We start from the raw sequence: 22267 nt of genomic DNA on the forward strand, positions 1-22267 counted from the left end.
GAACTACGCAGGCCAACTGCCGCACAGTAAATATTTTAGATGAAGAAAAAGCTACTCTACGTGTTTTTCGGCTGCCTGCTGGGCCACGGCGCAGCGGCCCAAAACCTAAATAGCGGCCTATTGTGCCGCTTTCCGTTCGACGGCAACACCACCGACGCGACCGGCAATATGAGCACCAACAGCGCCACCAACGTAGCCTACGGCTCCGACCGGCGCAGCCAGCCCAACGCGGCGCTGCAGCTGGGCGGCGGCGGCGAGGTGTGGATTACGCCCAACGGCCTGCTTAGCTTCGGCACCACCGGCGACTTCAGTTTCTCGGTAGCCTTCCGGACGCTGTCGTCGGCTACCCAGGCGTTTTTCAGCAACCAGGGCTACTACTCGGCCAGCGGCAGCACCGGCAGCGGCGCCCGCGGCTGGAGCCTGGGCTTTGATAACGTCCAGGTAGGCAAGGTTTTCTTCAATTTAGTGGCCGCCAGCTCTTACAACGGCAATCTGGGCCTAGCCACCCAAGCCTCGTTCAACGACGGCCTCTGGCACACGGCCACTGCCACCGTGAACCGCGGCACCCGCCAAGTGGTGCTGTACGTGGATGGCGTGGCCCAGCCGCTCACCTACGTGTCGTCGCGCCCCGACTACGGTACCGTGAGCGGCACGGTGTTCCAGCTCAACGCCACGGCCAGCATGTTCATCGACCTGAACCCCGGCTACAGCACCAGCCGCACCGGTTTCCTGACCGATGCCAACCGCTTCGGCCTGAACTTCAACGGCGGCCTCGACGAGGCCCGCTTCTACAACCGCGTCCTCACCGCCGCCGAAGCCCAGGCCCTGCACACGCTGGCCCTGGCCGCCGTGGCCGGCCGGCCGGCGGGGGCTCAGGTGCAGGTATACCCCAATCCGGCCCCGGGCGGAAACGTGACGGTGCGCCTGGCACCCGCGCTGAGCGGGGCGCAGTTGGCCGTGTACACAACGCTGGGCCAACGGGTGTACCCCAGCGTGCAGACCACGGCCGGGCCGGAGGTGCAGCTGCGGGGCCTGGCCCCGGGGTTGTATGTGCTGGTGGCCAAAGGAGCCGCCGCCACGCTTACCCAGCGGTTTCAGGTTAGCGAATAACCTGCGCTGCGGGCACCGTTGCTGATAGCAAACGCCCGGATGCGAATAATTGAGGAAGAAAATGTAACGTTGTAGCCCCAAGCGCAGCGCCACGAGCAAAGGGACGGCAGGCGCTTCCAAGCCAATTGGAAGTTGAAATGCTCGCGGCATGCAGACTGGGGAGCCCCGTGCCCCATCCAACCGCTTCACGGGCACGTAGGTAATACCACCCACCCTTCTGCATAATGTCCACCGCCACCACCGCCCCCGACCAATACGCTGCTCCCAATGCCACGGCTACCGGCTACGCCTGGCGCTGGCTCACGGCCTTGTCCATTTGGGGCACTATTTTCATTAATTACTACGCCAACGTCCACCCCTTCAATGGCCAAACCATGGGGCAGGTGTCGGCCGCGTACCCCACGCTGCTCACGCCGGCGGGCTACGCGTTCAGCATCTGGGGACTGATATTTCTGGGCTTGGTGGTGTATTCGGTATGGCAGCTGCTGCCCGCGCAACGGAAGCTCTCGCTGCCCGATGCCGTGGCCAAGCCGCTCACGCTGGCGGCTTTGGGGGCCAGCGCCTGGGTGGTGCTGTTTGCCTACGAGCTGATTATGCCCGGCGTGGGCGTGATGTTGCTAATCCTCGCCAGCCTGGCCGTGGCCTACGGGCGCGTGCGTCGCCGCATTTTTGCTGAGGCCGCGCCGGTGTGGGTGGGCGTGCCGTTTTCACTTTTTCTGGGCTGGATTTCGGTGGCCACGGTGGTCAACATCACCCTGGGCCTGCGGCACCTGGGCTGGCAAACGGCGGAAGGCGTGTCGGTGACGCTCGCGCTGCTGCTGATTCTGGTCATTGTGGCCTTGGCCCTAATCATGAGCCGGGCATTCCGGGATTTGGTGTTTCCGTTGGTGGTGGCCTGGGCGCTGGCGTGGCTGTGGGTGGCGCGCGTGCACGAGGTGCCCGAGCTGGGCTGGGTTGCCCTGGCCGGCGCGGTGCTGTGCCTGGTGCTCGGCATCAAGCTCGCGCGCGTGGGAGGCCGCAAAACGCCCTGGCAGCTGCGCGACGAAGCCGCCAAAGCCATTGAAGCCGAGATTGCCGCCCGCAACGCCGCCCGGCAGAACCACTAAAGCGGCGTGGCCCCGGCCGGCGGTTTGCCCCGTAGCTTTGCGGCGAACTCTCAACCCTAATTCGCCCCGCTTAGTATGCGCCAAAACCTCGTTGCCGGCAACTGGAAAATGAACCTGACCTACCAGGAAGGCCTGGCCCTGGTAGAAGAAATTGTTCGACTGAACGAAGCCAACGGCACCGGCCCCGAGGTGGTGCTGTGCCCGCCGTTTCCGTTCCTGGCGGGCGTGGGTCAGGCCCTGCCTCAAGGCGGCAAGCTGCACCTCGGCGCCCAGAATTGCCACCAGAAAGAAAGCGGGGCCTTCACCGGCGAGGTATCGGCGAAGATGCTGGCTTCGGTGGGCTGCGAGTACGTGATTCTGGGCCACTCGGAGCGCCGCCAGTATTTTGGTGAGGACGATGACCTGCTTAGTCAGAAGCTAAAAGCCGCCCTGGCCGCCGGGCTCAAACCCATTTTCTGCGTGGGCGAGTCGCTGGACACCCGCGAGGCCGACGAGACGTTTGACTTCATCGGCCAGCAGTTGGCCAACGGCTTGTTCCACCTCAGCAATGAGGAATTCGCGCAGGTGGTCGTTGCCTACGAGCCCATCTGGGCCATCGGCACGGGCCGCACCGCCACCAGCGCGCAGGCGCAGGAAGTGCACGCCTTCATCCGCGAGCAGATAGCCCGCGCCTACGACGCCCAGGCCGCCCTCGATACCACCATTCTCTACGGCGGCTCGGCCAACGCGCAGAACGCGCGGGAGCTTTTCTCGCAGCCCGACGTGGACGGCGGCCTCATCGGCGGCGCCTCGCTGAAAGCGGCCGATTTCACGACCATCATCCAGTCGTTTTAGCAATGTTGAATTTTTAGGGTCGAGGGTTGGGTTGAAAAGCGCAACGCGGCACCGCATTTGCCATTCAGCCCTCAGTATTTAAAAATCAACACTATCCCGATGTTCTTTTCCCTGTTGCTCACGGCCCTGTTGGCCACTGCCCCGGCGCCGCCTGTTGCGGCTCCGGCCGCCAAAGTAACGCACGTGGCTGGCCCGCTGGAGCCGTGCAAAATCTTCGGCTCGGTGTACCTCGAAACCGACCCCGCCCGGCGCAGCTACTGCTACGGCACGGTGTACGTAGAACCCGAGGAAGCCTTTGCCGACGTACTGGTTTTCAGGGAGAACAACAAGCTGTTTGCCGACAAGCCCGGCCTCTGGGCTGACGCCCCCGCCCGCGATTTTGCCGATTACGTGCTGCTGGTGGTGAAGGACCGCAGCCGCGCCGATTTCAGCATTCACTACACCACGGTGCGCTCGTTTGCGGGCTGCAAATCGAACAACTAAACGAAGGCCAAAAGAACGTCGTGCCGAGTGCAGCCGAGGCCTCTGGCAGGCCGCAGTAATGATTTGGTCGTGGGAACGATTGAGTCGCTGCGGCTTGCCAGAGGCCTCGGCTGCACTCGGCACGATGTTTTAATTTCTACCCCTGCATGGACTTAACCTTACAAAACCTGACCAAAAGCTTCGGGCCAAAAACCGTGCTGCGCGACCTGAGCCTGACGGCCGGCCCCGGCATGTGCGTGGGGGTACTGGGCCGCAACGGCGCCGGTAAAAGCACGCTCTTCAACCTGCTCACCAACGTGCTGCTGCCCAGCAGCGGCCAGATTATTATCGACGGGAAGGCGCAGGGCGAAACCTTCCCCGTGGCGGTGAAGCGCCGCATGGGCGCGCTCGTAAACCAGGGCTACCTGGTGGAGGAGCTGACGGCCGAGGAATACCTGCAGTTTGTGGCCCGCATCTACGAGCTGCCCGATGGGCAGGCGCGCATCGCCAGCCTGTTGGCCCACCTGCTGGAGGACTACGAAACCGTGCGCCGCAAGCGCCTAAGCACATTTTCGACGGGCATGAAGCAGCGCGTGGCCATTGCCTCCTGCCTGCTGCACCGCCCCGAGCTGCTTATTCTGGACGAGCCCTTCAACGGCCTCGACGTGTTTGCGGCCGACCGCGTGCTGAGCCTCTTGCGCAGCTACCAGCCGCAGGCCCTCACGTTCGTGTCGTCGCACAACCTGGGCCACATCGAGCAGTTGGCCACGCACTTGCTCATTATCGACGAGAGCGAAGTGAAATTCTGGGGCACCATGGCCGAGTTTGCCCAGGGCGAGCGCGCCGACCTCGGCGACGCCCTGCTGCAGCTGCTGCACCCTGCCACCAACCAAGCCCAGGACCTGACATGGCTGACCTCGCAGCGCTAGCGCCAACCGGCAGCTCCGGCGGCCGACTCGGCCATTTCCTGCCCTACCTGCTGCGCCGCCGCCTGCGCGCCGTGCTCTGGCCCGCCGACGGCGGCGAGCGCGCCACGGCCCTGCTTCTGCTGGCCCTTATGATGGCCTATGGCGCCGGTTTCGGCACGCTGCTCAACCACGCCGATGCGTTGGATGAGTCGCCCGATTTCGTGCCCACCATGCTGGTGGGCCTGAACGCGGCCTGGCTGGTGTCGGCGCTGCTGGTCGATTTTCTGCCGGCGTTGCGGCCGGTGGCGCGCGTGTTGCCCGAGCACTACCCCGTATCGGCTCGCTGGAACGTGGTGGCTGCTTTTCTGCTCGATTTGATAACGCTGCGCCGCCTGCTGGTGGTGGCCACGCTGCTCACGGCACTGGCCGTGGCCTGGCGCCACGCGGCGGTGCCGGGCTTTAGCCTGCTGCTGGTGCTGGGCGCCACGGTGTTCAGCTTCAACCTGCGGCTGCTGGTGGCACTGCGGCGCTGGCGGCACCCGCTCATGCTGGCCCACTTGGCCAGCCTGGGCCTGATGCTGTGGTGGCTGGCGCACCCCGAGGCTTCCTACAACCCGCCGCTGGGCGTGGGCATGGCCGTGCTGCCGTGGCTGCTGGGCGCGGGGCAGCTGTACATGCTGGGGCCCTACTTCAGCGCCCGCTACCTGCCCGATGAGGCGGCACCGGCCGCGGCGCCCACGGCTTCGGGCTCGCTGCTGGCACGCCTCTCGCCCGAGCATCGCGCCTACTTCGCCCGCGTATGGTCGTTGCTGCTGATAGGCCTGGTCATAAAAATAGCCTTGCTGGGCATCACGCGCGCCGGCTTGGGCGACGACGAGCAGCTAAAAGGCCAGTCGTTTTTCTACCTGGGGCTGATGCCGCTGGTGGGCTTCACCTACGCCAATAACAACCTGTTCGGCTTCGTGCGTACGCTGGTAGCCAACGAAATCCAGCGCCTGGGCCTAACTAAGCGAGTGCTGCATCTATACCTGCGGCTGGTGCTGCCGGTGGTGCTCGTCGACTGCCTGCTCACGGCGGCGCTGCTGCTGGGGCTTTACCCAAAGGCATTCTGGCCTTACCTGGGGCTGCTACCGCTGGGCGCGGCGGCCCTCACCAGCCTGGGGCTGTGGGGCAGCCTCTACCAGGCCAAGCACGTGGTGAAGGTGATGCAGTTTGGCAACAACCGCAACGCGAGCACGCTCATGAGCTTTGCCACCCTGGGCACGTCGGCGGCGCTGTACTTCCTGCCGTGGTGGTGGGTGCGCATAGCGCTGGCGGCCGTCATCACGGCATCGGCCTACTGGCCCGCGCGGGCCGTGCTGCGCAACGAGGGTAGCTTGCGCCGCCGCCTGTGGCGTGGCATCGGCGCCTGATTTTTTGGCGACCTTTGCGGGCTCTTATTCTAGATTCAAGCAAGATGGATTTCATTGAACTGACTGTGGAGGCTCCGCGCGAGCTGGCCGACATTTTGGTGGCCGAGCTGGCCGAAGTAGGCTTCGACACTTTTGAAGACACCGACGAGGGCTTCCGGGCCTACACCACCGAAGACATCTTCAACCCCGATGCGGTGGAGGAAATCATCGCCCGCTACTCGGGCATTGGCGACCTCAACCACTCGCACCGCGTCATCACCCGCCAGAACTGGAACGCCGAGTGGGAGAAGAACTTCCAGCCTCTCATCATTGCCGAGCGGGTGTCGGTGCGGGCGCCATTCCACCCGGAGCCGGCGGGCGTCGACTACGACATCGTGATTATGCCGCGCATGTCCTTCGGCACGGGCCACCACGAAACCACGGCCCTGATGATTGAAAACCAGCTGGACATCGACCACAAAGGCCTGCGCGTGCTCGACATGGGCACCGGCACCGGCATTCTGGCCATCATGGCCGAGATGCTGGGCGCGCGCCAGGTGCTGGCCGTGGATACCGAGCCCTGGACCGTGGAAAACGCCCGCGACAACGCCGCCGAGAACCAGTGCCACAACATCGAGTGCCGCCTGGGAGGCGTGGAAACGCTGGTCAACGAGGAGCCCTTCGACCTGATTCTGGCCAACATCAACCGCAACGTGCTGCTGGAGGACATGCACGAGTATGCGCGCCTGCTGCCCAGCGGCCGGCCCATCCTGTTCAGCGGCTTCTACGAGGAAGACCTGCCGAAAATTCAGGCCGAGGCCGGCAAGCACGGCCTGCGCTACCAGCGCCACCGCACCCTGCGCAGCTGGGTGTCGGCCATTTTCGAGAAGGAGTAGCGTGAGGGTAAGGTGAAGGGCCGGGAATGGCATCGTTCCCGGCATCGATTGCGCGAATAAAACCCCACCTGGCAGCACAGGCCGGGAGGTTGGGGCGTCATATTTATAGGGGAATTACCGGGCGGTGCGGTCGTGTTGCGACGGTAAGGCCCGGTAATTTTTGCTATTCGACTCCCAATTATTTCGCCATGATTTCTTTTTTCCCTCGCTTCTTTTCTTCGCTTCGGATGCGCCGTGGGCTGGGGCTGCTGGCCACGGTGAGCGGCTTGGCCGCCACGGCGCCGGCCCAGGCCCAGCAGCTGGCTTTCCCGGGCGCGGAAGGCGCCGGCCGCTTCGTGACGGGCGGCCGCGGCCGCGCGGCCCAGCCCACCACGGTGTTTGAGGTAACCAGCTTGGCCGATACCAATACGCCGGGCACACTGCGCTACGCCTGCAGCCAGTCGGCCACGGCGGCTCCGTTTCGCACCATCGTGTTTCGGGTGTGCGGCACCATCCGCCTCACCAACCGGCTGAACATTCCGGCCAACACCACCATTGCCGGCCAAACCGCGCCGGGCGACGGCATCTGCCTGGCCGACCGGCAGGTGCAGGTGAACGGCAACAACGTAATTATCCGCTTTGTGCGCTTCCGTACCGGCGACCGGTACCCGCAGCAAACCGGCATCGGCATGGTGAACGGCAACGGCGACGAGGACGCCCTGAGCAGCACCGAGCGCAAGAACATTGTGGTGGACCACTGCACCATGAGCTGGAGCATGGACGAGGCCTTCACTTTCTACGGCGCGGCCACCGACTCGATGACCCTGCAGTGGAACCTGATTTCGGAGCCGCTGAACTACTCCTACCACTTCGAAACCGGTGACACCGACTACGAGCGCCACGGCTACGGCGGCATCTGGGGCGGCCGGCGGGCCTCGTTTCACCACAACCTGTTTGCCCACTGCCTGAGCCGCACCCCGCGCTGGAACGGCACCCGCTACGGCGCGGCCATCGGCTCCGAGAACTGCGACTTCACCAACAACGTCATCTACAACTGGGGCAACAACAACGTGTACGGCGGCGAGGGCGGCAACTACAACATCGTCAACAACTACTACAAGCCGGGGCCTTCCACCACCAGCAACCGCACCCGCACGGTGAACCCCTACAAGCAAACCACCGCGCCCGTGCTGCCCTATGCCCAGATTTACATGACCGGCAACTACGTGGATGGCTCGGCGGCCAATACCCGTCGCAACTGGCTGGGGGCCAGCATGCAGGGCGGCACGCTGGCCGATACCGTGCAGTCGAAAGTTAACACACCGTTCAACGTGGCGCCGCTCACCGTTCAGTCGGCCACCGATGCCTACAACTCGGTGCTGCAAGGGGTGGGTTGCGTGCTGCCCATGCGCGACGCCGTGGACCAGCGCATCATCAGCGACGTGCAGAACCGCACCGGAGCCATCATCGACGTGCAGGGCGGCTTTCCGGCCAAAACGCTCTTCAGCGTTTCGCAGGTGGCCTGGCCGGTGCTGAACTGCGGCACTGCTCCGGCCGATTCGGACCACGACGGCATGACCGATGCCTACGAAGCGGCTAATGGCCTCAACCCCAACAACGCCGCCGACCGCCAAGCCATTGCCGCCAACGGCTACACCAATCTCGAGAACTACCTCAACGGCCTCGTGACCATCATCACGGCCAGCAAGCCCACCGGCGCCACCCTCACGCCGCTGCAGCTCTACCCCAACCCCGCCAGCGAACGGTTGACCGTGACGCACCCCCGCGCCACGGCCGCCGCCACGCTCACCGTCTACAACTTCGTTGGCCAGCGCGTGGCCACGTTCGCGCCCAGCGCCGGCGGCACCGCCACGCCAGTGAGCCTGGCCAATCTGGCCAAGGGCAATTACCTCGTGGTCTTCACCAATGCTGACGTAAGCCTGACGGCCAAGTGCACCAAGGAGTAGATTAGAATTAGCGACAGCCAATTGAAAAGGCCCGACTGGTAATCCGGTCGGGCCTTTTCAATTGGCTGTCGCTAATTCTATCGGCTTGCCACCTTCGCCACCGGGCGCGACGACTCGCGCACCACCAGCGTGGTGGGAAGCTTCATGGTATTCGGCCCGGTGCTTTTGCGCTTGCGCTCGATGAGCTCAATGAGGCGCTCGGCGGCGAGCTGGCCGATTTCCTGGGCCGGTTGCGTCACGGTGCTCAGGGGCGGGTTCAGCAGATGGGCCGACTGCGAGTTGGTGAAGCTGAGCAGGGCCACTTGGTCGGGCACGCCGATGCCGCGCTTTTGCAGAGCGCCCAGGCAGCCCAGCGCCAGCCGGTCGGAGGCCGTGAAAAACGCATCCGGGGGCGGGGAGAGGGCCAGCAGCTCGTCCACGAGCGGCTGGGCCTCGTCGGGGCCGAAGGTGCCGTAGCGCACCAGGTTTTCGTCGTAGGGCACGCCGTACTGCTCCAGGGCGGCGCGGTAGCCGGCCAGGCGCTCCTGCGTAATGCTGAGGTAGGGCGGAATGGTGAGGTGGGCAATGCGTCGCCGCCCAGTCTGCAGCAGGTGGGAAGTGGCGGCGTAGGCCCCGCCAAAGTTGTCGGCCACCACCTGCGTCACGTCCAGCTCGCCGGCCACCCGGTCGAACAGCACCAGCGGCATGCCCTGGTCGATGAGGGTTTGCAGGTGCTTCACGTCCGAGGTTTCGCTGGAAAGCGACAGGAGCAGGCCGTCCACGCGGCGCGACACGGCTTGTTGCACGTTGGCCACTTCGCGCTCGTAGCTTTCGTGCGTCTGGAAGATGATGACGTGGTAGCCGCGGTTGTAGGCAATGGCCTCGATGCCGTTGATGGCCTGCGAAAAGAAGTTGTTCGCAATCTGCGGCACGATGACGGCCAGGGCCTTGCTGCTGCTGCCCTTCAGGCTGAGGGCAATGGGGTTGGGGCGGTAGTTGAGCCGTTCGGCGTACTCCATCACCAGCCGCTTGGTTTCGGGGCTGATTTCGTAGCTGTCGCGCAGGGCCCGGGATACTGTCGAGGTCGACAGGTTGAGGGCGTGCGCGATATCCTTGATGGTGACGGGGTCCAAGCGCGTTGAGAAAGGAAGTAAGAAAAACGGCAGCATTCGGGGCCGCTCACTTAAAGCTAGCGGCTGGACGGCCCGAATAGTTTCATTCGGCAAAAAAGGCGTTGCCTACCGCCCGGCTTCGCCATGGCCGGGGGCCGCCGCGCACTCCTTCAAAAGGGCTTCATCGGGCCAATCCGGGTACAAGAGTAACGAAATTCTCGCTAAGTCGCGTGGCGTTGGGTTCGCAGAGTCGACCAAACCCGCCATTTCATCGCCTGCGGTGGCGCCGTGGGCTTCACGGCGTCGCCATCTTTGTGGTCTAATCTCGCGGGTAGTTCCGGCCCGCCGGCCTACCTTTTCCGCTTCCACCGATTCCCTTCTGCTCATGCGCTTGCCCAAAGCACTTTTTGCTGCCCTGTTGGCTGGTGGCGCGGCCCTTTCCGCGTTTCGCCCCCGGCCCACCGACGAAACGCTGATTCAGCGCATCGCGCGCCAGCTGGGCGAATACTACACCACCGCCCGCCAGGAAAAAACCTACCTGCACCTCGACCGCCCGGTGTACGCCACCGGCGAAACCATCTGGTTCAGCGCCTACGTGGTGGATGCCTCGCGCCACCAGCTCGATTCGCTCAGCTCGGTGCTGCACGTCGATTTGCTCTCGCCCCAGCGCAAGGTGGTGGCCCGCCGCACCATTCGCCTGCAGGGCGGCCGCGCCGCCGGCGATATCGACATTGCCGACTCGCTCGCGGCCGGCACCTACGTGCTGCGCGCCTACACCAACTGGATGCGCAATGCTGGCGAAAACTTTATTTACAGCCGCCGCCTCAACGTGTGGCCTGCCTCGCCCCTGAGCCCGCCCGACGTACCCACCAGCACCCCCGCCGGCGCGGGCAGCAACGTGCGCCGCGTGGCCAAGCCCGGCCAGCCCGACATCCAGTTCTTTCCCGAAGGGGGCTACCTCGTGGAAGGCCTGCCCGCCGTGGTGGCCGTGAAAGCAACCGACGCCACCGGCCGCGGCCTGGCCGTGAAAGGCCAGATTCTGAACGCTCAGAACGCCGTGGTGGCGCCGGCCTACAGCACCCGCCACGCCGGTATGGGCCGTTTTTCCTTCGTGCCCGGCGCCGGGCAGCGCTACCACGCCCGCTTCACCCTGCCCGACGGCACAGCCGCCGACTACCCGCTGCCGGCCGTACAGCCCACCGGCTACACCCTGCACGTGGTGGAAAGCCCCGACGACTTTCTGGTGGAGGCCCGCTACCGGGGCACCGGCACGCCCGGCGCCGTGGTGCTCATGACCGAGGTGCGCGGCGTGGTGGCCTACCCCGGCCCCCGCAACCTCACCGCCGACGCGCCCGCCAGCTGGCGCATGCCCAAGAAAAACTACCCCAGCGGTATTGTCCACTTCACGCTGTTCGACGGGCAGGGGGCGCCGCAGTGCGAGCGCCTGGCTTTCGTGCAGAACGGTGCCGGCCCGCTGCGCATCAGCGTGACGCCCGACCAGGCAAGCTACGGGCCCCACGCCCCGGTGCAGCTCAACGTGCGCGTGACCGACGCGGCTGGCAAGCCCGTGGCCACCAATTTCTCATTGGGCGTGAGCGATGCTGGCCTGACGGCCCTCGACCCGCAGGCCGAAACCATTGCCACCAACCTGCTGCTCACGTCGGACCTGGTGGGCTACGTCGAAAGCCCCGGCTACTACTTCCGCGAGCCCTCGGCGGCCACCGCCCAGGCCCTCGATGATTTGCTGCTCACCCAGGGCTGGCGCCGCTTTGTGTGGAAGGAAGTGCTGGCCGGCCAGGGCCCGCCCCAGCACTTCACCCCGGAGCGCGACATCAGCCTAGTGGGCCAGATAGTGAGTGCCAACGGCAACCGCCCCGTCCCCAACAGCCAGCTCACCTACCTGCAGATGCGCCCCAGCAAGGTGATAACCACCGGTGCCACCGACGCCAACGGCCGTTTCAGCTTTGCCGGCGTGCCCGTGGCCGATACGGCCGTTATCACGCTGCAGGCGCGGCGCTCCCAGGGCGGTGCCAACGTTCTCATCAAGCCAGATTTCGGGCCCGACCCCACGGGGGGGCCGCTGCCGCTGCTGCCCCAGCTCTCGGCCGCGCCGGCCGCCGTGTCCACATTCGTGAAGCGCAGCCGCCAGGCCCAGGCCGCGGAGCTGGACCTGCACCCCGAAAAGGCGATTCGCAACATCAACCTCGGCAACGTGGCCGTGACGGCCAAGCGCGAACCCGTGCCGCGCGACGACCCGCGCCGCCTCTACGGCGCCGTCGGCGGCACTGTCATCGACTTTGCCGACATGCCGGCCGCACAGTCGGGCATGAACATTTTGCTGCTGCTGCAGGGCCGGGTGGCGGGCCTGACCATCACCGGCAATCCGCCCAACGTCAACGTCCAGATTCGGGGCAGCGGCAGCCCGCAGTTCATCCTGGACGGCATGAAGGTAGACATCGACGCCATCAGCAACCTGAGTTCGTCGGATGTGCAAGCGGTGGAGGTGTTCAAGGGCGCCGAGGCCGCACTTTTCGGCGGCAGCGGCGGGGCCATTGCCGTCTACACCAAGCGCGCCGACCCCAACTACAAGGGCAAGGACCTGCCGCCCGCGCCCGGCATCGCCACCGTGAAGCTGCCCGGCTTCTACGCCACCCGCGAGTTCTACCAGCCCCGCTACAACGCCCTGCTCACCAACCCGCCGGCCGACCCGCGCACCAGCACCCTCTACTGGAACCCCCTGGTGCGCACCAATGCCAATGGCCAGGCCGAGCTCCATTTCTTCACCGCCGATGGCAGCGGCACCTTCCAAGCCGTTGCCGAGGGCGTAAGCACCGACGGTCAGCCCGCGCTAGGCAGTTCCAGCAACTTTACGGTGCGCGGAAAATAGGCCAGCCGCGCAGCCGATTATCACTTTACAAAAAGCCCCGCTGTGCGCCACAGCGGGGCTTTTTAGCTAATAAGCCGGCTGCTGCTGGTACACGTGCCTGCATGTGGCCTGATTCATCACACCATCGCCACGGCTGGTGGTGAATTCATTCGCTGGGGCTAAACGCAAAAAAGCGCCCCCAGCCGAGCCGGGGGCGCTTTCCAGAAGCAAGCGTAGCAAAAAAGCTATTCTTTCACGATGCGGGCGCTGCTGCGCTGCGTGCCGTCGGCGTACTCTACCAGGTAGAGGCCTTTGGGCAGGGCGCTCAGGTCAACCGCCGTTTCGGTGCTGCCGGCTTGGGCCACGAAAGCGGCCACTTTAGAGCCGGTGGTGCTGAACACGGTCACGCGGGCGTCGCGGCTGGCAGCGGTGTGGGGCACGTTGAGCTGGTTTTGCGCCGGGTTGGGGTACACGGCCAGATTGGTTTGCACGGCCGAGCGGGCGGCCAGGGCAACCTGACGGCTTTTCAGGGTCACGTTGCGCAGCAATACGTAGCGGCCAACGCCGGTGCTGGCGACGCCGAAGTAGAGGCGTACGCTCAACGTTTGGCCCGAAGGCACTGCCAGGCCGGTGGCACCGTTCAGGGCCAGGCGGAAGGTAGTGGCCGAGCTTGGAGCCCCGGCTACGTACTGCGGTACCACAGCCCCGTTCACGGCCGTGTTCACCGTGCCGCCGGTGGAGCTCAGGCCGAACGTTGCATTGCCGGTGCTCGGGAGCACGCCCGTGGGGCCTTTGCCGCCGGTGATGTCGGTGGAATCGGAAACGAAATTGCTGCGCGAGTACGCCACCGCCACCTTGCCGTTGGCCGAACTCACCACCGCAGCGCTGAACAGAATCGAGTCGACCTGTACCGCCGAGGTGGCCGTAAACGAGAACTGCTCAGAGAAGCCGCGACGGGGCGAGCCGCCCGGACCCATGGAAGGAGCCGTGGAGCTCCACCCGCTGCCGTCAGCATTCACGCCGAAAGCTTGGCCAACGCTGGAATAGGGCGCAAACGCTGCTGCCCCGGTCGGAACCTGTCCGTTCGAAATAAAATAGCGCCGCAGCATTGGCGTACCGGGCGTCACGCCCGTCGAGCGCACCGCCGCGCTATCCGAAGCGTTGCGCTTTAAGGGCCACTGCACAAAAACCTGCGTTTGGGCAGCGGCTGTTTCTGCCAGGCCCAAGCCCGCTACTAGTAATAGGGCAGAAAGTAGATGATTTTTCATTGTAATCTGTGTGTTAAGTGAAAATGAAAGCGAGAATATGAGAAGTACAAGAAGTCGCTGACTTCAGGGCATGGGGAGTCGTTGCTTGTGCAAGCTGTCCACTCTCTAGCGCATAACGCAAGCTTTGGGTTTCTTTTAATTGCGCAATCGTTGCCGGGAACGGTTTCGGAAACAGGTGGGCAGGCCGTCTCCCGTCTGAATAAGTTGGGAAACCGCGTGGCGAGTCCAAAACGTCGGCATCGGTTCTGATTGAGGCTGCATCTGACATCGTTCCCGGCAACGATTGCGCAAAAAAAGGCGCATGGCCCGCCGAAATGAGGGGCCGAAGACCTGCGAACGGGCCTAATATTGTTAGGGCAACTCTGCCCTTGCTTCTAATCGCACGGGCAAAATCATCGGATTTAGCCCCTTCTTCAATTCCCATGAAATCAACTTCGATGATGCTGCTGGCCGGGCTGGCGGCTTCCCTTTCGGTAGCTTTCCAACCGGCGGCTGCGCCCCAAACCCAGGTGTTTCTGGTGGGCGACTCGACCATGGCTGAGAAGGCCGACCTGACCAAGCCCGAGCGTGGCTGGGGCATGGAGTTCGGCCAGTACTTCGACAATAGTGTCGTCATCCGCAACACGGCCCAAAACGGGCGCAGCACCAAAAGCTTTTACCGCGAAGGCCGCTGGGCCAAGGTGCTCGAAGGCCTGAAGCCCGGCGACTGGGTGTTTATCCAGTTCGGCCACAACGACTCAAAGCTGGATGACAGCGTGCGCGCCGCCCCGGCCCAGACCACGTACCGGCAGTTTCTCACCAAATTTGTGCAGGAGGCCAAGGCCAAAGGCGCCAACCCCGTGCTGCTCACGCCGGTGGGCCGCCGCTACTTCGACGACAAAGGCCAGCGCAAAGACGACCACGGCGAATACCCCGGCGTGGTGCGCGAGGTAGCCAAAGCGCAGAAGGTGCCGCTGATTGACTTGCACGAGCAAAGCTGGAAGATGTATTCGCAGCTGGGCGAGGCCGGCACCCGGCCGCTGTTCTGGAGCTACCAAAACGGCTACTACCAGCCCAACCCCGTGCCGCCGGCCAAGAACGACAACACCCACTTCTCGCAGTACGGCGCCGCCCGCGTGGCCCAGCTGGTGGCCGAAGACGTGCAGGCCCAGCACCTGGGGCTGGCCAGCCACCTCAGCCGCACGCCCTTCGAGGGCAAGCTGCTGGCCGACCTGCCGGTGGTACTGGCACCTTCGTTCAAAAAGGACACCTTCAACCTGGCCAAGTACGGCGCCGTGGCCGACGGCCAGACCCTGAACACCGAAGTCTTCCGCAAGGCCATCGATGCCTGCGCTGTGGGAGGCGGCACCGTGCTGGTACCGCGAGGCCTGTGGCTGACCGGCCCCATTGTGCTGAAAAACAACGTGAACCTGCACCTGGCCACCGGCGCCCTGGTGCAGTTCACCGCCGACCGCAGCCAGTACCCACTCGTGAAAACCACTTGGGAAGGGGAGGACGCCATCCGCAGCCAGGCCCCCATTTCGGGCGTGGACCTGACCAACATTGCCATCACCGGCAACGGCACCTTCGACGGCGCCGGCGATGCCTGGCGGCCCGTGAAGAAGAGCAAGCTCAACGAGACGCAGTGGAAAAGCCTGCTGGAATCGGGCGGCGTGCTCAATGATAAAAAGGACTATTGGTACCCCTCGGCCAGCTCGCTCAAGGGCAACCTGATGGCCGCTTCGGGCCAGAAGCGCAGCAGCCTCAACGCGGCTGAATTTGATGACATCCGCGACTACCTGCGGCCCAACATGCTCAGCCTCACGCGCTGCAAGCAGATTTTGCTCGAAGGCTTCGTAATTCAGAACTCACCGGCCTGGACCATTCATCCGCTGCTCTGCGAAAACATTACCCTGCGCAACGTGACGGCCCGCAACCCCTGGTACGGCCAAAACACCGACGCGCTGGACCTGGAATCGTGCCGCAACGGCATCGTAGAGGGCTGCACGTTTGATGTGGGCGACGACGGCATCTGCATCAAATCGGGCCGCGACGAGCAGGGCCGTAAGCGTGGTGTGCCCACCGAAAACTTCATCATCCGCGACACGAAGGTGTACCACGCCCACGGCGGCTTCGTGATTGGCTCGGAGATGTCGGGCGGCGCGCGCAACCTCTACGTGAGCAACTGCACGTTCATCGGTACCGACGTGGGGCTGCGTTTCAAAACGGCCCGGGGCCGCGGGGGCGTGGTCGAGAACATCTTTGTGGATGGCGTCGATATGACCAATATTGCCGGCGAAGCCATTCTGTTCGACATGTACTATGCGGCCAAAGACCCCGTGCCTATGGCTGGTGAGAGCTCGGCGCCGCCCGTCATCGCGGCGATGCCGTTGAATGAGGGCACGCCGCAGTTCAAAACCTTCCGCATCAAAAACGTGACCTGCAAGGGCGCCAACACCGGCATCCTGGTGCGCGGCCTGCCCGAAATGAGCATCAAGGACATCAGCATCGAAAACGCAGTGCTCGAAAGCAAAAAAGGCCTTGTGTGCCAGGAAGCCGAGAACATTCGCCTGAAAAACGTGACCCTGCTCTCGGCCGATACCGCGCCAGTGATGGAGGTGCAAAACAGCCGAAACCTCGCCTTCGACGGCATCCGCTACGCCAACGGCGCCGAGCTGCTGCTGCGTGTGACCGGCGACCGCAGCAAGGACATTCGCCTGACCAACACCGACACCAAGAAGGCCAAAAAAGACGTGCAACTGGGCGACAAGCTGGCCAAGAAAACGGTAAGCGTGGCCCAGCGGTAAAGTATCAACCGAACGAAACAGAACGAAAAAGAACGTCATGCAGAGCGCTGCGCTCTGCATGACGTCCTGCTTAGATAACCATTTATGAAACACCCTTCCCGCTTCCTGCTGCCGTTCCTGGGGCTGGCGCTGCTCAGCGAAACCACCGCTGCCCAAACGGCCACCAAGCCGTACTCGCAGCGCATGGCCGATGCGTTTATCTCCTGGAATCCTGATTCCATCGTGGTGGGCAATGCGAAAGTCAGCCGCTGGAACTACGAGCAGGGCCTGATGTACACGGCCCTGGAGCGCGTGTGGGAGCGGACCGGCGACGCCTGCTATTACACCTACATTCAGAAAGACCTCAACCGCTTTGTGCAGAAGGACGGCAGCATCCGCACCTACAAGGCCGAGGAGTTCCAACTCGACAACGTGACGCCCGGCCGCGGGCTGCTGCTGCTGAGCCAGCTGTCGGCGGTGCCCGAGCAGGACAAGTACATCAAAGCCGCACAGCTGCTGCGCAAGCAGCTCGACGCCCAGCCCCGCACCAAGGAGGGCGGCTTCTGGCACAAGAAAATTTACCCCAACCAGATGTGGCTCGACGGCCTGTACATGGCCGCGCCGTTCTATGCCGAGTACAGCCGCGTGTTCAACCAGCCCGCCGGGCTCGATGACGTGGCCAAGCAGTTTGCGCTGATTGAGCAGCACCTCGTCGACCCCAAAACCGGCCTGCTCTACCACGGCTACGACGAAAGCCGCGAGCAGCCTTGGGCCAACAAAACCACCGGCCAGAGCCCCAGCTTCTGGGACCGCGCCGTGGGCTGGTACGGCATGGCCCTGGTCGACGTGCTCGACTATTTCCCCGCCAACCATCCGCAACGGCCTGCCCTCGTGAAAGCCCTGCAGCGCCTGGCGCCCGTGCTGGCCAAGTACCAGGACGCCAAAACCGGCACCTGGAGCCTGGTGATGGGCCAAGAAGGCCGCAAGGGCAACTACGCCGAAGCCTCCGGCAGCAGCATGTTCGTATACGCGCTGGCCAAGGGCGTGCGCCTGGGCTACCTCGATAAGAAATACGCGGCTGTGGCCAAAAAGGGCTACGAGGGCATCCTGAAAACCTTCGTGGCCACCGAGGCCAATGGCGCGCTGGCCTACAACGGCACCGTGAGCGTGGGCGGCCTGGGTGGCAAGCCTTACCGCGACGGCACCTTCGACTACTACCTCACCGAGCCACTGCGCAAGAACGATTTGAAAGGTGTGGGCCCCTTCATCCTGGCCAGCACCGAGATGGAAATTGCGGCCGAGGCTGGCATCGGCCAAGGCAAAACCGTGGGCCTGGACTACTTCTTCAACCACGAGATGCGCAAAAGCCCGCTCACCGGCGAGCAGGAGCAGTGGCACTACACCTGGGAAGAGCGTCAGCACGGCGGTTTCTGGCTGTGGGGCGCGCAGTTCCGCGAGCTGGGCGCCCGCACCGTAGCCGTGCCCGCTGCGCCTACGGCCGCCAGCCTCAAGCCATTGAGCGTGTACATCATCGTGGACCCAGACTCACGCAAGGAGTCGCCCAAGCCCAACTACGTGCAGCCCGCCGACAGCAAGGTTATCACCGAGTGGGTGAAGGGCGGTGGCACCCTCGTGCTGCTGGCCAACGACACGGCCAACTGCGAAACCAAGCGCTTCAACGAACTGGCCAAAAACTTCGGCGTGCAGTTCACCGCCCAAAGTGTGAACATGGTGCAGGGCGCGCAGTTCGAGCAAGGCAAGGTCGATTTGACTTCCGGCAAAGCCGTATTCAAGAACGCCGGCACAGCTTATGTGAAGGAGCTGTCGGTGCTGTCGGTGGCCGCGCCGGCCCAGCCGCTGGTGACGAACAATGGCAAAGTCATCATGGCCACGGCCCGGCTGGGCAAGGGCAAAGTCTTCATCCTCGGCGACCCGTGGCTGTACAACGAGTATGTGGACGGTCGCAAGATTCCGGCAAGTTTTGAAAATTTTCAGGCCGGGAAGGACCTCGCCACCTGGCTGCTGGGCAAGTAGCGAGTGCTTACTCATTGGACGTCAGCGAAAAAGCCGGGCTTGCCCGGCTTTTTTTATTGGCCTCATGCGTAAAATGTTTACCCTCAAGATGCTATGCAATCGAAACCGATAGCTGCGCGTCGCAACCGTTTGCGAAAAAATGTGCTGGTTGAATCGGCTCGATTTGAAAAAAACCTTTCAGAAGCCGTTTTTTTACCGGAACATTACTTTCCCATAGCTTCGTCAACCCTGCGTCCGGCGGCGTGTGGCAACAAACCAACGCCTTAATTCCCACTCTTCTTTCAATGAACCAACACACCCTCGGTACGATTGACTACATCGTATTCTTCGTCTACTTCATCATCGTCTCCGGCTACGGCATCTGGGTATACCGGCGCAAAACCGGCCACGACGGCACCCTGGAGGGCAATTCCAAAGACTATTTCCTCGCCGAAGGCTCCCTGACGTGGTGGGCCATTGGGTCCTCACTCATCGCCTCCAACATCTCGGCCGAGCAGTTCGTGGGCATGTCGGGCTCGGGCTTCGCCATGGGCTTGGCCATTGCCACCTACGAGTGGATGGCGGCCATTACGCTGGTCATCGTGGCCGTGTTCTTCATTCCGGTGTACCTGAAGAATAACATCGCCACCATGCCGCAGTTTCTCAGCCAGCGCTACAACGGCACGGTGGCCATGATTATGGCCCTGTTCTGGCTGGCCCTCTACGTAGTGGTGAACCTGACCTCGATTCTCTACCTCGGCGCCATCGCCATCAGCAGCATCGCGGGCCTCAACCTGACCTTCTGCATGTACATGCTGGCGGGCTTCGCCGTCATCATCACGCTGGGCGGCATGAAGGTGATTGGCTTCACCGACGTGATTCAGGTGTTCTTCCTGATTCTGGGCGGCCTGGCCACCACCTACCTGGCCCTGAATCTGGTGGCCGAGCACTACGGCACCAGCGGCGCCATCAGCGGCTTCAACCTGATGACCGAGCACGCCTCCGACCACTTCCAGATGATTTTCAAGCGCGACAACGAGCACTACCTCGACCTGCCGGGCCTCACCGTGCTGCTCGGCGGCATGTGGATTGTGAACCTCAACTACTGGGGCTGCAACCAGTACATCACCCAGCGCGCCCTGGGCGCCGACCTTCCCACGGCCCGCTCGGGCATTTTGTTTGCCGCCTTCCTCAAACTGCTCATGCCCGTGATTGTGGTGTTGCCTGGCATTGCGGCCTACGTGCTCTACAAGCAGGACGTATTTGGCGCCGCCGAATTTGGCTCCGGCGCCGACCTCAACCCCGACCGCGCCTACCCGGTGCTGCTCAACATCCTGCCGGTTGGTCTGAAAGGCCTGTCCTTCGCCGCCCTCACGGCCGCCGTGGTGGCCTCACTGGCTGGCAAAGCCAATTCCATTGCCACCATCTTCACGCTCGACGTGTACCACAAGGTGTTCAAAACCGACGCCACGGAGAAGCAGCTGGTAGCCACCGGCAAAATCGCCGTGGTGGTGGCCATGATTCTGGGCGTGCTCATTGCGCCGCACCTGGGCATCGACAAGAAAGGCGGTTTCCAGTACATCCAGGAATACACCGGCTTCGTGTCGCCGGGCATCTTCGCCATGTTCATCCTGGGCTTCTTCTGGAAGAAAACAACCTCTACGGCCGCGCTTTTTGCCACCATCGGCGGCTTCCTGCTGTCGGTGCTGTTCAAGTTCCTACCCACCTACACGGATTTGTCGTTCCTAGCGCCGTTCGGTTTCGCCGTGAAGCCCGCCGGCTCCAACGTCTACGAAATTCCCTTTCTCGACCGCATGGGCTTCGTGTTCGTCATCTGCATCATCATGATGATTATCATCAGCCTGATTGACAACGCCCGCGGCGTGAAGCCCAAGGGCCTGGAAGTGGACAGCAGCATGTTCAAGCCACAACCCAGCTTTGTGATTGGTACGGCGGCCATTGTGGTCATTCTCACCACGCTCTATACCATCTATTGGTAGGCAGCCAGATTGCTCTTTTAGGCACTCATCATCCGTGTGGCCCGTTGGCGAAAGCCGGCGGGCCACACCTGCGTCTAGGCCATTGCCGAAGGCTGTGCGCATTAGTTGGGCAGGAAGGTTATTTTTATAATTGAAATAGGCTTATTCTTTAGTGAAACTGGCAAAATCGTAGGTCTGGCGAATATAAATTAGGACTGGTTGGGAATAACTTCTTAAATTCGCCTACCCAATTTAGTCCCTCGTGGCTTATTTCTTTTTCCCAATCCCACCCATTAGCTATGTCTAAGCTTCTACTGTTTGTCTTGCTGCTCGTCAGCCTCACCGGCTTTGCCCAAACCAAAAACGTGGTGGTGGCCCAGGACGGCTCCGGCAACTACCGCACCGTACAGGCCGCCCTCGATGCCGTTCCCCTGAACAACCGCACGCCCACGGTCATCTTCATCCGCAAAGGCATTTACAAGGAGAAGTTGAACCTGGCCAAAAAGAAGAACTTTGTGCGCCTCAAGGGCGAGGACGTGAACACCACCATCCTCACCTTCGACGACTACAACGGCCGCACCCCCGCCAACGGCGAGCCCCTGGGCACTTCCGAGGCCTCCACGTTCCGGGTATTTGGCGCCGACTTCTCGGCCGAAAACATCACCTTCGAGAACACGGCCGGTACGGTAGGGCAGGGGCCCGCCATGTGGGTGTACGGCGACCGCGCCCGCTTTGTGGGCTGCCGCTTCCTGGGCTTCCGCGACACGCTATACGTGTACGGCTACGGCAGCCGGCAGTACTACAAAGACTGCTACATCGAGGGCACCACCGATTACATTTTGGGCTCGGCCACGGCTTGGCTTGAGGACTGCACCTTGTTTTGCAAAACCGGCGGCACCGTCATCATCGCCGCTTCCACGCCCGACAGCATTCGCTACGGCATCGTGATGCAGCGCTGCAAGATTGGCGGCGAAGCCCCGCCCGAGTCCTACTTCATTGCCCGCCCTTGGAAGCCCACCGGCAAAACCGTGCTGCTGAGCTGCGAGCTCGCCAACATCATCAAGCCCAAGGGCTGGGACCACTGGGGCAAGGAAAGCAACAAACAAGACGCCTTTTTCGCCGAGTACAAGTCCATTGGGCCGGGTGCCGCGCCCAAGGCGCGCATCCTGTGGTCACGCCAGCTCACGCCGCAGCAGGCCGCCTTCTACACCCGCGAGAGCGTGCTGGGCAACTGGGACCCCAACGCCAGCGTGGAGTAAGCCGGCCGGACACCGCCAGCAAGCATTTGGGCCGGCAGCTGTTCCCTCGGGGTTCGGCTGCCGGCCCAACTATTTATAATAAGGCAACGCAGGCAAGATTTTTCAAAGCCCTGTTTGTTAGAAAAATTCAATTTGAGGCAGCGCCGCTTCGATGCTGGGTAAAAGATGGATTTTAGCGGTTTTCGACCTTGCAAAGCCGTTTTAGATATGATGAGGCCCGGAGATTTGGCCTATGGCATCGTTCCCGGCAACGATTGCGCGAAAATAGATTGTCCAACTCTTGCTTTTGGCAGGGGCTGGTGAAATCTTTATAAAGCAAAGCCACCTTCAAGTAGGTAGTTTTGCGGATTTCAACTACTCTTTCTCCTTCGCA

At 62.9% G+C, this 22267-nt stretch carries 16 protein-coding genes; 13 read left to right on the top strand and 3 right to left on the bottom strand.

The genetic code is table 11. The features are described 5' to 3' along the window. Positions 1-39 precede the first annotated feature (39 nt). The 8 genes from MTP16_RS09165 (at position 40) to MTP16_RS09200 (ending at position 8653) form a co-directional block, all read left to right on the top strand. Complete coding sequence (locus tag MTP16_RS09165) at positions 40-1110, top strand: T9SS type A sorting domain-containing protein (protein ID WP_243518628.1); 1071 nt, start codon at positions 40-42, stop codon at positions 1108-1110. Between the two features lie 224 nt (positions 1111-1334). Beyond that, positions 1335-2216, top strand: a complete 882-nt coding sequence (locus tag MTP16_RS09170; RefSeq protein ID WP_243518631.1) for a hypothetical protein — start codon at positions 1335-1337, stop codon at positions 2214-2216. A gap of 75 nt (positions 2217-2291) precedes the next feature. Then, complete coding sequence (gene tpiA, locus MTP16_RS09175; RefSeq protein ID WP_243518634.1) at positions 2292-3050, top strand: triose-phosphate isomerase; 759 nt, start codon at positions 2292-2294, stop codon at positions 3048-3050. A 99-nt stretch (positions 3051-3149) separates the two neighbouring features. Continuing rightward, positions 3150-3533, top strand: a complete 384-nt coding sequence (locus MTP16_RS09180; RefSeq protein ID WP_243518637.1) for a hypothetical protein — start codon at positions 3150-3152, stop codon at positions 3531-3533. Positions 3534-3679: 146 nt separating this feature from the next. Further along, positions 3680-4441, top strand: coding sequence for an ABC transporter ATP-binding protein (locus MTP16_RS09185; protein ID WP_243518639.1), 762 nt, complete (start codon positions 3680-3682; stop codon positions 4439-4441). Continuing rightward, positions 4420-5832: a hypothetical protein gene (locus MTP16_RS09190; protein WP_243518642.1), complete on the top strand. Its 1413-nt coding sequence runs from the start codon at positions 4420-4422 to the stop codon at positions 5830-5832. Before MTP16_RS09185 ends, MTP16_RS09190 begins: the two co-directional genes overlap by 22 nt. A gap of 44 nt (positions 5833-5876) precedes the next feature. Beyond that, complete coding sequence (gene prmA, locus MTP16_RS09195) at positions 5877-6707, top strand: 50S ribosomal protein L11 methyltransferase (protein WP_243518645.1); 831 nt, start codon at positions 5877-5879, stop codon at positions 6705-6707. Positions 6708-6895: 188 nt separating this feature from the next. Beyond that, positions 6896-8653 (top strand): T9SS type A sorting domain-containing protein, encoded by a 1758-nt coding sequence (locus MTP16_RS09200; RefSeq protein WP_243518661.1) that lies wholly within the window; start codon positions 6896-6898, stop codon positions 8651-8653. A gap of 77 nt (positions 8654-8730) precedes the next feature. Here the strand turns inward: MTP16_RS09200 and MTP16_RS09205 are convergent, their stop codons facing one another. After that, the gene (locus MTP16_RS09205; RefSeq protein WP_243518663.1) at positions 8731-9765 is read right to left on the bottom strand and encodes a LacI family DNA-binding transcriptional regulator; all 1035 of its coding nucleotides are present in this window, start codon (positions 9763-9765) and stop codon (positions 8731-8733) included. Positions 9766-10129: 364 nt separating this feature from the next. On the opposite strand from MTP16_RS09205, the gene MTP16_RS09210 reads away from it, so the two are divergent. Continuing rightward, entirely contained in the window at positions 10130-12631 is a 2502-nt protein-coding gene (locus tag MTP16_RS09210; protein ID WP_243518665.1) for a TonB-dependent receptor plug domain-containing protein, read from the top strand. Positions 12632-12855: 224 nt separating this feature from the next. Here the strand turns inward: MTP16_RS09210 and MTP16_RS09215 are convergent, their stop codons facing one another. Then, positions 12856-13878, bottom strand: a complete 1023-nt coding sequence (locus tag MTP16_RS09215; RefSeq protein WP_243518667.1) for a T9SS type A sorting domain-containing protein — start codon at positions 13876-13878, stop codon at positions 12856-12858. Between the two features lie 13 nt (positions 13879-13891). Continuing rightward, positions 13892-14302, bottom strand: a complete 411-nt coding sequence (locus tag MTP16_RS09220) for a hypothetical protein (RefSeq protein ID WP_243518669.1) — start codon at positions 14300-14302, stop codon at positions 13892-13894. Here MTP16_RS09220 and MTP16_RS09225 point away from each other — a divergent pair. The 4 genes from MTP16_RS09225 (at position 14301) to MTP16_RS09240 (ending at position 21894) form a co-directional block, all read left to right on the top strand. After that, positions 14301-16664 carry a glycosyl hydrolase family 28 protein gene (locus MTP16_RS09225; RefSeq protein ID WP_243518671.1) on the top strand — a complete coding sequence of 788 codons (2364 nt, stop codon included), beginning with the start codon at positions 14301-14303 and terminating at the stop codon, positions 16662-16664. The two genes, MTP16_RS09220 and MTP16_RS09225, sit on opposite strands and share 2 nt — an antisense overlap. 84 nt (positions 16665-16748) lie before the next feature. Next, positions 16749-18677, top strand: a complete 1929-nt coding sequence (locus MTP16_RS09230; protein WP_243518672.1) for a glycoside hydrolase family 88/105 protein — start codon at positions 16749-16751, stop codon at positions 18675-18677. Between the two features lie 284 nt (positions 18678-18961). Continuing rightward, positions 18962-20656, top strand: a complete 1695-nt coding sequence (locus MTP16_RS09235) for a sodium/sugar symporter (protein ID WP_243518675.1) — start codon at positions 18962-18964, stop codon at positions 20654-20656. Positions 20657-20934: 278 nt separating this feature from the next. Further along, positions 20935-21894, top strand: coding sequence for a pectinesterase family protein (locus MTP16_RS09240; protein ID WP_243518678.1), 960 nt, complete (start codon positions 20935-20937; stop codon positions 21892-21894). Positions 21895-22267: the final 373 nt, after the last annotated feature.

Source organism: Hymenobacter monticola (assembly GCF_022811645.1).
Taxonomy (GTDB): domain Bacteria; phylum Bacteroidota; class Bacteroidia; order Cytophagales; family Hymenobacteraceae; genus Hymenobacter; species Hymenobacter monticola.

What these genes read in the sequence shown, in the direction of transcription:
- MTP16_RS09165 (WP_243518628.1), top strand. Translation starts at nt 40, where the DNA reads ATGAAGAAAAAGCTACTCTACGTGTTTTTCGGCTGCCTGCTGGGCCAC.
- MTP16_RS09170 (WP_243518631.1), top strand. Translation starts at nt 1,335, where the DNA reads ATGTCCACCGCCACCACCGCCCCCGACCAATACGCTGCTCCCAATGCC.
- tpiA (WP_243518634.1), top strand. Translation starts at nt 2,292, where the DNA reads ATGCGCCAAAACCTCGTTGCCGGCAACTGGAAAATGAACCTGACCTAC.
- MTP16_RS09180 (WP_243518637.1), top strand. Translation starts at nt 3,150, where the DNA reads ATGTTCTTTTCCCTGTTGCTCACGGCCCTGTTGGCCACTGCCCCGGCG.
- MTP16_RS09185 (WP_243518639.1), top strand. Translation starts at nt 3,680, where the DNA reads ATGGACTTAACCTTACAAAACCTGACCAAAAGCTTCGGGCCAAAAACC.
- MTP16_RS09190 (WP_243518642.1), top strand. Translation starts at nt 4,420, where the DNA reads ATGGCTGACCTCGCAGCGCTAGCGCCAACCGGCAGCTCCGGCGGCCGA.
- prmA (WP_243518645.1), top strand. Translation starts at nt 5,877, where the DNA reads ATGGATTTCATTGAACTGACTGTGGAGGCTCCGCGCGAGCTGGCCGAC.
- MTP16_RS09200 (WP_243518661.1), top strand. Translation starts at nt 6,896, where the DNA reads ATGATTTCTTTTTTCCCTCGCTTCTTTTCTTCGCTTCGGATGCGCCGT.
- MTP16_RS09210 (WP_243518665.1), top strand. Translation starts at nt 10,130, where the DNA reads ATGCGCTTGCCCAAAGCACTTTTTGCTGCCCTGTTGGCTGGTGGCGCG.
- MTP16_RS09215 (WP_243518667.1), bottom strand. Translation starts at nt 13,878, where the DNA reads ATGAAAAATCATCTACTTTCTGCCCTATTACTAGTAGCGGGCTTGGGC.
- MTP16_RS09225 (WP_243518671.1), top strand. Translation starts at nt 14,301, where the DNA reads ATGAAATCAACTTCGATGATGCTGCTGGCCGGGCTGGCGGCTTCCCTT.
- MTP16_RS09220 (WP_243518669.1), bottom strand. Translation starts at nt 14,302, where the DNA reads ATGGGAATTGAAGAAGGGGCTAAATCCGATGATTTTGCCCGTGCGATT.
- MTP16_RS09230 (WP_243518672.1), top strand. Translation starts at nt 16,749, where the DNA reads ATGAAACACCCTTCCCGCTTCCTGCTGCCGTTCCTGGGGCTGGCGCTG.
- MTP16_RS09235 (WP_243518675.1), top strand. Translation starts at nt 18,962, where the DNA reads ATGAACCAACACACCCTCGGTACGATTGACTACATCGTATTCTTCGTC.
- MTP16_RS09240 (WP_243518678.1), top strand. Translation starts at nt 20,935, where the DNA reads ATGTCTAAGCTTCTACTGTTTGTCTTGCTGCTCGTCAGCCTCACCGGC.